At 36.5% G+C, this 10,559-nt stretch carries 7 protein-coding genes; 6 read left to right on the top strand and 1 reads right to left on the bottom strand.

Features of this window, described 5'->3' with window-relative positions; translation table 11 throughout:
• Positions 1-459: 459 nt before the first annotated feature.
• Complete coding sequence (locus C9J34_RS03735; protein WP_107838518.1) at positions 460-2,919, bottom strand: ABC transporter substrate binding protein; 2,460 nt, start codon at positions 2,917-2,919, stop codon at positions 460-462.
• 711 nt (positions 2,920-3,630) lie between these two features.
• Between C9J34_RS03735 and C9J34_RS03730 the strand changes: the two genes are divergently transcribed.
• From C9J34_RS03730 to C9J34_RS03705, 6 genes are all read left to right on the top strand, one after another.
• Entirely contained in the window at positions 3,631-4,614 is a 984-nt protein-coding gene (locus C9J34_RS03730; protein ID WP_107838517.1) for an ABC transporter substrate-binding protein, read from the top strand.
• A gap of 13 nt (positions 4,615-4,627) precedes the next feature.
• Positions 4,628-5,977 carry an NtaA/DmoA family FMN-dependent monooxygenase gene (locus C9J34_RS03725; protein WP_107838516.1) on the top strand — a complete coding sequence of 450 codons (1,350 nt, stop codon included), beginning with the start codon at positions 4,628-4,630 and terminating at the stop codon, positions 5,975-5,977.
• Between the two features lie 118 nt (positions 5,978-6,095).
• Positions 6,096-7,613, top strand: coding sequence for a helix-turn-helix domain-containing protein (locus tag C9J34_RS03720; protein WP_193768879.1), 1,518 nt, complete (start codon positions 6,096-6,098; stop codon positions 7,611-7,613).
• A gap of 20 nt (positions 7,614-7,633) precedes the next feature.
• On the top strand, positions 7,634-8,449 hold the full coding sequence (locus C9J34_RS03715; protein WP_107838514.1) for an ABC transporter ATP-binding protein: 816 nt from the start codon (positions 7,634-7,636) through the stop codon (positions 8,447-8,449).
• A 65-nt stretch (positions 8,450-8,514) separates the two neighbouring features.
• Complete coding sequence (locus C9J34_RS03710; protein WP_420799114.1) at positions 8,515-9,489, top strand: FecCD family ABC transporter permease; 975 nt, start codon at positions 8,515-8,517, stop codon at positions 9,487-9,489.
• Positions 9,486-10,514 carry a FecCD family ABC transporter permease gene (locus tag C9J34_RS03705; protein ID WP_107838512.1) on the top strand — a complete coding sequence of 343 codons (1,029 nt, stop codon included), beginning with the start codon at positions 9,486-9,488 and terminating at the stop codon, positions 10,512-10,514. Before C9J34_RS03710 ends, C9J34_RS03705 begins: the two co-directional genes overlap by 4 nt.
• The last annotated feature ends 45 nt before the right edge of the window (positions 10,515-10,559 follow it).

The following is a 10,559-nucleotide window of genomic DNA, read 5'->3' as shown; positions in this document are numbered from 1 at the left end:
ATGATTATAAATGCTCATAAAAAAATAATCCTCCTTTACAATATGAATATATAATAATCTTATTGTCCTATAAAAGGAAGTGAAATGATTTTTAAATTTTTTCAGACGTTTTGACTAGTCTTGATTTTACAAAGAATATATATGTGAATTTGTTGATTTTTGTTGTGGGAGATACTTTCCACAAGCGTGGTCTCCACTAACTTTTTCAGCGTGGCTGAAAAAATAGGTTTTCCACCTACGCTGTTCCTGTAGGAAAGTTTACTTTGCCCTCCACTTCAATCAACAAGTAAATGCTTTATAAAAAAGCGTTTTCTCCTACAAATTACACTATTTAACAATAATGGGCGCGTGTATTTAAATTTGTTAAGAGAAGGCTAAAAGAATAATTCAAAAATAGTGTTATGTTGTTTTATTAAATTAGGCTAGTCTAGCTACACACAAAGCCGCTTTGCATTTTGTTTAATGTTGCACTTGATCGCCTCGTATCGGTTTACTGAAGTAGTAGCCTTGGATGTAATCGCAGTTGGAGTGTTTTAGTTTTAAATATTGTGCTTCTTCTTCGACACCTTCCACTGTTATTTTTTTATTTAGGCTATGCGCGAGGCGGATGATATTTTCGATAAATGATTCTTTGCCATCTTGTAAAAAAATATCGACGAATGATTTATCGAGTTTGATTTTTTGAACAGGAATGAATGTTAAATAGCGAATAGAAGAGTAGCCTGTGCCAAAGTCGTCCAATGCTAATTGGATGCCAGCGGCTAGGAAGTTTTGGAACAGTTTTGTTGCTTCTTCATCGTTATTTATTAAAATACTTTCAGTAAATTCAATTTCAATTAAATTTGCTTGTAAATGATGTTTGTCCAACAATTGCTTTAAAAATGTCGCATAGTCTTTATCATTTATTTGTTTTGGTGAAAAATTGAGCGCAATTGGGACGAGTGCTATGCCAGCTTCTCGCCAAGAGACTAACTGTTCAACAGCTTTTGTAGCGACAATTCGCCCGATAGTTATCATGAGTTCGCTTTCTTCTGCAACTGGTATAAATTGTGCAGGTGAAAGTGCATCATTTTTCAGGCGTAGCAAAGCCTCATAACAATAAACTTTTTCCGTTGCTACATCAATTTGTGGTTGGAATAATAAATAAAATTCATCTTCTTCACATGCTGTGTGCAAAATATGTTTAATTTCTTGCGTTTGTATTAGTGCTGTGCGCATTTCTGGAGAGTAATAAACATCTTTATTTTTGCCAGTTTGCTTTGCTTCGTGTAATGCCAAATCAGCGTTTGCAAGCAGGCTGTCTACGCTGTCGGCATTTGTGTTGTGCGCAATACCGATACTTACTCTAATATCATATTGGGAGTCATCGTAGATAATTGGCGTCACAAAAGCTTCTCTTACTCGTCTTATCCTATTATCTGAAGGTGTGATATGTCCATTTATGATAATAAGGAACTCATCTCCACCAAAGCGAGAGATATAGATGTGGTCATTTTCTTCTGCCATCGTTAAAAAACGCTTTGCTAAAATAGATAAAAGCATATCACCAGAAAAATGGCCGTATGTATCATTAATTTCTTTAAAGTTATCTAAATCAACGAGCAATACTGTAAAAGGTGTGCGCTCTAACAACAATGTTTTTAAATGAGCTGTTGTTGCACGGCGGTTCGGCAAGTTTGTTAAGTCGTCGTGTGTTGCTTGGAAACGTATTTGCTTTTCCTGTATTTTCAAAGCCTCAATATGCTTTTTGTTGCTTTCAAATTGCACTTTTAAGTCAGCCTCTGTCATAACTAGTTGATTGTATGCTATTTTTAGTTGCTCACTTGCTTTGCGACGTACAAAGTAAGCGACAGTCGCAAGAGCAAGGCAAAGTACTAAAATATTAATAATCCATAGGGCATATTTTTGCAGGAAATGTTCGGGTTCATTCATAATATCCGCATCAATAGGTAGCTTGGAAGAGGCTATATTATATTTCTCCATCACCTTATAATCAAATAAATAAGTAGATGGTGTGTCCAGCTCGATTGGTGGCACGATATTATCTTCAAGAATAGAGCGCATCATCTCACCTGCTAAAAATCCACATTTTTGATGATCAATAATATATCCACCAAGCATGCCGCTACCAACACCTGCTTGCGTAATGCTAAAAAAGGGTGCTTGTGCGTATTTGCGTACTAATGTGTAGCGCTCATCTTCACTATAAATAAGCCCATCTTTTTGTTGACCGATGGAAATACCGAAGACGATACTATTTGTGTTTAATTGCGTAAGCCTTTCGATAAACTGCTCTTTCGTATAATGTGATGTATTTAAATGTTCTACATCATACTGGCCAAACAAATCATTCGCTTCCTTAAGCTGCTCGGTAATGCCGATACCGTTTTCTGTATTATCACTGATGAGTACGAGCTTTTCCGCGGTAGGAAATAGAGAATGGGCAAGCTTTATATTCGCTTCGTAGTTTACCTTTTCAATGACGCCCGTAATATTTGGTGCTTGTGCGGCTTTTTTAGCACTTTCTATATTGTCGATGCCCTCAAAAACAATCGGTGTATTTGGGAATAACTCATCTTTATAGAGCATCATAAATTGTAATGCTGCATCGTCACCAACGATGACACCATCATATGGTAAACGATCGTTTAATTTGTATTTCAAAAACTGGTAAAATTCAGCGTAGTCGGTGCTATATTTCGTATTTTTTGTATCCATAAATTCGTAATTCACCGTATATTGCTCAGCATTCAAACTATTTAAAATGCCATCTATTTGGTGTGGAATTGAACCCCAAGAGTAAGAGTAGGAGCTGATAAATAAAATGCGGTAATTTTCTTCAGAAGGTGCAGCGTGAACAGTATGTAACGGAAATAATAAAGACATCATGAAAGTGCAAACGATGAAGTAAATACGCATAACTGTACCCCCTTCCTATAGTATATAAGTAATATAAATCATAACATTTTAACAATTTAAAATACAATCACTGAAACCATAAATGCTAACTATTTTAGTTGTTTATGTTAAGGTCTGTCCGAGTATAAAGAAGTTGTAAAAAACATATTAATTTAGCTATAATTTTTGATCTTTTTCAATGTAAACTGTTTGAAAAAGCATTTCTTTTTACCGCTTATACAGCTCTCTTACCTCTCCTAAATAAGCGAGGTACGCCTGCTTTTCCTGCCATTATCCGCATAACTGTAATCCAACATTCTCAAAGTTGAAATCACTTTTGAGTAACAAAAAACTAGTTGACTGCTTGATTGAAAGAAAAGACGTAGAAGCGAGTGTTTTCGAATTTATTAGTTCAAAAGTAATGATTCGCTCGTAAGATAGGTCAATTCGCACACAAGATGCTTATTTTCGCACGTTAAACATTAAAATTCGCACGTAAGACAAGCTAATTCGCTCAACCAAATTTAGGAGGTATCTGAAAAGCTGATACCTTTCCACAATCGGGCCGTTTAGAATTGCGAAAATGGAGTTGATTTGAAACGATTTATGAAATAGTCATTTCATTTTTTGTCCGAAATATCCAATAGATTTATGGCGCAATTGTCGCTTGTTAAATCATAGCCACTAAATGATAATGATAATTGTTATCAATTATTTTGTGGAGGGTTACATATGAATAAGTTAAGAAAGTCGAGTTTATATTTTGGATTACTTTTAATGGCAATGGTTTTAGTTGGATGCAATTCCGATGATGCCAAAAATGCAGCTGCGGAAAAAGCAGAAGATATAGTTGAGAAAGAAGAGGCAAAAGTGGAAGCGGAAAATGTAAGTGCAACAAAGATGTATACGGATGCACTTTCACGAGAGGTTGAGATTCCTACTAATCCACAAAGAGTAGTAGCGTTATGGACGGTGGGAGAAATACTTGCTTTAGATGTGCAGCCAGTTGGTTCAACTACACAGTTGTTACGCTTCTATACGGATGAAGAAAAAGACGGTATTGAAATCGTTGGAGATTCTGTAATAGGCGATTATGAAAAAATTCTATCGTTAAATCCAGATTTAATTGTACTTTATGCACTTGCAAAGGAAGAGGAAATTGAGCAATTCAGTAAAATTGCACCGACTGTTACAACACAATTCTTTGGAGAGCCGATGGAATCGTTAAGAGATTTAGGGGAGATTCTTAATAAGCAAGAGGAAGCAGAAGATTGGATAAAAGAATATAACAGACGCGTAGAAGTTGCACGTGAGGAAGTAAAAGATTTAAATTTACAAGATGAAAAAGCAGTAGTTATTCAATTGGCATTAAAGAATATGTATTTATATCGAAGCTCAACATTCCCAACAATTTTTGATGCTTATCAATTCCAATTATCTAGCTATCAGGAAAAGCTCCAACAAGATGGTAATTTTGCAAAGGAGCAATTATCAATAGAAATATTACCGGAGTTTTCGGATGTGGATCGAATTTTCTTAATTGTTAATGATGAAGATTCAAAGGCTGCATATGAAACATTAAAAGACAGTACAATTTGGAATAACCTTCCTGCGGTAAAGAATAATCAAGTTTATGTAATGCACAATCGATTTTCGATTACAGATATAACTACTTTAGATTGGGCATTAGATGAAGTGAAGCGATTATTGAAATAGGAGGAAAAAGGTAATGTCTACAACAAAGCAGTTGAAACTAGGGACAAGTATCATTGCTCCAAGGGCTTCAAATGGCGGGTGGCGACACCCCCTTTCGGATTCCTATATTCGTAATCCGATGAAATACTTTACGCAAGTGATTCAAACAGCAGAAAAAGGGAAAATGGATTTTGTTTTTTTACCAGATTACTATAATGTATTTGCTCGTTCAGAAAATGAATTTGAAAAAAATATTAATGTATGGCTAGAGCCGGTAACATTATTATCTGCAATGTCAGCGGTAAGTGAAAAAATTGGGTTAAGTGTTACCTTATCAACAACATATAATGAGCCTTATCATGTAGCGAGAATGATGGCAAGCTTAGATCACTTAAGCAATGGGAGAGCTTGTTGGAACATTGTAACTTCCCGTGGTGATTCGGAAGCTGTGAATTTTAATGTAGAGCACCGTCCTCAAATTCATGAAAGGGATGAACATGCCACGCTTTTTATCGAATTAGTGAAATCATTATGGGAAAGCTGGGAACCAGATGCAATTATTGAGGATAGAGAATCAGGTGTCTTTGCTCTACCAGAAAAGATTCATCCCGTCCAACATCAAAGTAAGTGGTTTTCAGTTGCGTCTCCATTGAATGTTGCCTCGCCACCACAAGGCCATCCAGTATTGATGCAGGCAGGACAGTCAACGGAGTTTAGAGAGCGTGCGGTGAAAACATCAGAAGTCATTTTCACGCAATTGAATAATATGACGGATGCGAAAGCTTTTTATAAAGATGTGAAAGAGCGTGCGCTGAAAAATGGTGTAAATCCAGCAGAAGTTCTCGTGATGCCTGGGGTTCAAGTAATTGTAGCCAAAACAGAAGACTTGGCTCGACAAAAGCAAATAGACTACCAACAATTTGATAATCTTGCTTCAAGAAATGATCGAATTGCTTTATTTATAGGGTTAGACATGACTAGCTTATCACTTGATATGCCATTACCAAAGCATTCAAATATGAGGCAAGATGCTAAATACCAAGAAGTTTTACACATTGCGAAGGAACACCAGTTAACAACGATTTATGATCTTTATATGCATCTGGAGGAAACCAAGAATCATCATCTGACACTTGTAGGTACTGCAGTTCAAATAGCAGATGTGATGGAAACATGGTTACAAGAAGGCGCAGCAGATGGATTTATTTTAATTCCTCATCTACTGCCAGTAGGAATTCAAGATTTTGTAGAAGAGGTCATACCAGAGCTTCAGAAACGAGGCATATTTAGATCCGATTATGAAGGGAGTACATTGAGAGAACATTTAGGGTTGTCATTACCACCTAAGTCTATTCATCCATATGCTTATGAAAAAACAACGTAAATCCATTCAAACAAATTGCTATCTGACTCAAATGACCGCTTTTTCTTTAAATGAACAGGAAATATTTGAATATGGAGAAGCTAATTTTAATTGTCTAATCATTATTTTAAAAGGAAGTTTGAAATGCTCGTATATTGAAGACATCATTTTAAATAAGGGCGATTCTGTAATATTAACATGTAATCACTCACTTCGTTTGAAAAGCGAAGAGAAGCAAGTAAAGGGGTATATTTTAGAATATCAAACAAATGAACATCATGCAGTTTACGACAAGCCGAATGATTACGAAACGATTCATGGGAAGCCAATTCAAATAAAACCTTTTAGTCATTTAGTTATCCAACTGGAGAAGCTCTATGAAAATGTAGATCATCCAGCATTACAAACACAATTAACAAATCAAATTTCCTTTTTACAGCTACTAGAAAAAGTGTTGCATGCTGTATCGAGTAGTTGTGAGCTTGGTGATGCGGTTTCGCTAGTTAATAAATCTATTGACTACATTCATAGTAATTATATGAAAAAGCTAACGGTTGAGCAGTTAGCGCAAAATGCTAACGTCAGCGTGCGTCAGTATTTGCGGATATTTAAAAAAATAACAGCGGCAACACCAGTAGCATACATCAATCAATATCGAGTTTATCGCGCTCAGGAATTATTATTACAAAAAGATGATTCCGTGCAAAAAATAGCATTGGATGTTGGATTTGATGATGTGAATTATTTCAATCGTATCTTCAAGCAAAAAGTGGGCTGTGCACCAAAAGAATATATCCGATTAAAACATAAAAATCCGAGAATTGTTACTATACATTATACTGGTGAATTATTGGCACTTGGCATTGTGCCTATCGCTGATTTAAAAACGACATTAATGCAAGTTTATCAGCTACCAGAAGGCATTAATCAGGTCGGAGAAATGACATGTGATATTGAAAAGATTAAGGAACTAAACCCCGATATCGTTATTTTGTCAGATGCCATTGAATGTGATGTGAAGGAACAAATTGAAAAGTTTGTTCCTCTCATTGTCATTCCGTGGGATATGGATCCTATTACGAGATTACAGCAGATTGCAAAAGTAATGGGTAAGACTGTTGAAGCAAGCCACTATATTTCAACGTATGAGCAAAAAAGAAAAGAAATGAAGTTATGGTGCTCGCAACAAAATTTCCAAGCTCAAAGCACAACGATTTTACGTTTGGATGAAGGAAAGGTTTGGATACATGCAGCTCGATTTTTTCCATTGTTTTATGAAGTATTGCCATTGAAGCCATCACAACTCATGTTAGAAACAACGGAATCTGAAAAAAGATTACGTCGTTATGATGTGCCTTTTCATCAGTTGTCAGCAATTGAATCGGATCGGATTTATATTGTGTTAGGTATTGAAAGGCAGTTTTCCGCGTGGCTAAAGCAGTTGATTTGTTTAAAGGAATGGCAGCAGCTTCGAGCTGTAAAGAATGATGAAGTGTACATACTTCGTCAGCAAGGTCTCGCCAATAGTATTTATAATCAGCAAAATCAGCTAAAAGAGCTACCAGTTATTTTAAGTGGTCAAGCACAAGCTGATGATGAAGGATTATTAATTGGGAAATTATCCATGTTGCAAAATGTGCTAGGAAATTATTTATAAGAAAATAAGGTTGTGAGTATGTGTCTGCTTTTGAAATTAATGAAGTTGCAGTGAAGTATACATCTAAGTGGATTATTGAGGACTTAACAATAGCTATTCCTAAAGGAAAAATTACGACAATACTAGGGCCGAATGGCTGTGGCAAATCGACATTGTTAAAGGCAATATCGCGTATTCTTTTAGCACAGGGAGGTCAAGTATATATTGACGGAAAAGCAATTCAAGCCTTAGCTACAAAAGAAATTGCAAAGCGTTTAGCCATTTTACCACAAACGGCTACAGCACCAGAAGGCATTACCGTATTCGAATTAGTTTCCTATGGTCGCTTTCCATATCAATCAACATTTGGCAAGCTACAGCAACAGGATTATGACTACATTCATTGGGCGATTGAAGTGACAAATTTAACAGCCTTTTCATCTTGTGCAATTGATGAATTGTCAGGTGGGCAGCGTCAACGGGTATGGATAGCAATGGCATTAGCACAAGGTACAGATATTTTAGTGCTAGATGAGCCGACAACCTATTTAGATATGGCACATCAACTAGATATTTTATTATTGCTTCAAAAATTAAATCTTGAGGGAAAGACCATTGTCATGGTGCTACATGATTTAAACCATGCTTCACGTTTTTCTGATTTTTTAATTGCAATGAAAGCAGGTAATTTAATTACGAGTGGTACGCCACAACAAGTAATGACGAAAGCCAATTTGCAAAAAATTTTTCAGATTGATGCTGTGCTAACCCTTTGCCCGTTCAGTGAAAATCCAATTTGTTTATCGTATCAGTCATCTAAAGAAAACGATAATTGCTCATGGGACAAAGGGGGATAGATAGGATGCCATCGACAATGAAACAACAAAATCCAAAGCTAAAAACATATCCTTTTAAAGTCATTATGGTCCTTTTTATAGGGATCTTTGGCTTAATTATTTCGATGTTTATCGCCATCTCATTAGGTGCAGCTAATATTACGTTTTCGACTGTTTGGGAGGCAATCTTTCACTTGGATATGAAAAATACAGAACATCAAATTATTCATGAAATACGGATACCAAGAGTTATCGGTGCGGCACTCGTTGGTACAAGCTTTGCGGTTGCGGGGGCTATGATGCAAGGCATTACGCGAAATCCCTTGGCTGACTCAGGCCTGCTAGGAATAAATGCAGGGGCTACATTCATGCTAGCAATTTGCTTTGCCTTCTTCCCGCATTTATCGTATACATATGTCATTTTATATGCCTTTTTGGGCGCAGCTTTAGGCGCAATTTTAGTATTTGGGATTGGTATGGCCTCGAAAAAAAAGCTATCACCTCTTCGACTTGTACTGGCAGGCGCAGCTGTGGGTGCATTATTAATGGCGTTAGGAGAAGGAATAGCTTTGCATTTTGAAGTTGGGCAAGATTTAGCGTTTTGGTTTGCAGGAGGTGTTTCAGGGACAACTTGGGCACACCTAAAAGTGATTGCCCCTTGGGTAGTAATAGCGTCAATAGGCGCAATTATTCTTTCTAAATCCATTACCGTGATAAGTTTTGGTGATGAGATTGCCATGGGCTTAGGGCAAAAAGTAACACGAATAAAAATATTTTCTCTAATTATCGTGCTGATTTTAGCTGGTGGGGCTGTTTCTGTTGTAGGTGCAGTAGGTTTTGTTGGGTTGATTGTGCCACATTTAATGCGTTATCTTGTTGGGCATGATTATCGTTGGATTATAAGTGGTTCGATTATTTATGGCGCATGGCTCGTTGTATTGGCAGACTGTTTAGCTCGAACATTGAAACCTCCTTACGAAATACCAATAGGTGCTTTAATCGCATTAATTGGTGTACCGTTCTTCCTGTATATTGCTCGTAAAAGGGGGAGAGAACTATGAACTACCGTGATGTACTTACACACAATCATCAGAAAAAAATCCGTAAAAATCAATATATTCTTCTCACTTTGATTGTGCTCATATTTTTGATGTTTTTTATTAGTATGAATACAGGGTCCATTCGTTTGTCACCAGTAGAAGTAATCAGAGCATTCTTTTTCATAGGTACAGAAAAACAGCAGCTTATTTTATATGAATTCCGCTTGCCAAGGATTGTTATTTCAATTTTAGTTGGATGTGGGCTAGCTGTTGCTGGAGCCGTATTGCAAGGTATTACGAGAAATGCGCTAGCAGACCCAGGAATTATAGGGATTAATGCTGGAGCGAGCTTAATGGCCGTATTATTTGTTACTTTAGCACCTAGTAATAAAATGATTTCGGCATTTGTATTACCATTTGCTGCATTTTTAGGAGCTGGGCTAGCTGCAATTTTAATATATTTACTTTCTTATAAAAAAGGAGAAGGTATTACGCCCATTCGACTTTTATTAAATGGTATTGCAGTTGCTGCTGGAATTAGTGCTGTGACAATTGTTTTAGTATTGATGATTACACCCGAACAATATCAATTCGTTGCAACTTGGATGGCAGGTAGTATTTGGGGCTCTACATGGAAATATGTGTTTGCATTAGTCCCTTGGATTGTATTATTATTACCACTTTTAATGAGACAAGCGAATATGTTAAATATTTTAAGTTTAAATGAATTATCAGCGATTGGCTTGGGCGTAGAAATTGAAAAGGAAAGACGCTATTTGTTATTTCTGGCGGTTGCATTAGCTGGGGCAAGTGTGTCTGTAAGTGGAGGAATAGGGTTTGTTGGGTTAATTGCCCCTCATTTAGCGAGAAAATTAGTCGGAGGTAATCATAAAATATTATTACCTGTAGCAGCCTTAGTAGGCGCATTATTAGTTTTAAGTGCCGATACAATTGGGCGCTCATTATTTGCCCCTTCAGAAATTCCCGCAGGTATTGTAGTAGCAGTGATTGGAGCTCCTTACTTTTTATATTTATTAAGAAAATAAGCTTGAAATAGAGCAAGCGTTTTTAAACGTAAATGAGAGGTGAAT

Origin of the sequence: Metasolibacillus meyeri (assembly GCF_003049505.1) — a bacterium.
Taxonomy (GTDB): Bacteria; Bacillota; Bacilli; order Bacillales_A; family Planococcaceae; genus Metasolibacillus; species Metasolibacillus meyeri.
The sequence above is the reverse complement of the archived record's forward strand: the minus strand, read 5'-3'. Positions and strand labels throughout refer to the sequence as shown.

Coding starts and splice junctions, on each gene's coding strand:
- C9J34_RS03735 (WP_107838518.1), bottom strand. CDS start 2,919: ATGCGTATTTACTTCATCGTTTGCACTTTCATGATGTCTTTATTATTT.
- C9J34_RS03730 (WP_107838517.1), top strand. CDS start 3,631: ATGAATAAGTTAAGAAAGTCGAGTTTATATTTTGGATTACTTTTAATG.
- C9J34_RS03725 (WP_107838516.1), top strand. CDS start 4,628: ATGTCTACAACAAAGCAGTTGAAACTAGGGACAAGTATCATTGCTCCA.
- C9J34_RS03710 (WP_420799114.1), top strand. CDS start 8,515: ATGGTCCTTTTTATAGGGATCTTTGGCTTAATTATTTCGATGTTTATC.
- C9J34_RS03705 (WP_107838512.1), top strand. CDS start 9,486: ATGAACTACCGTGATGTACTTACACACAATCATCAGAAAAAAATCCGT.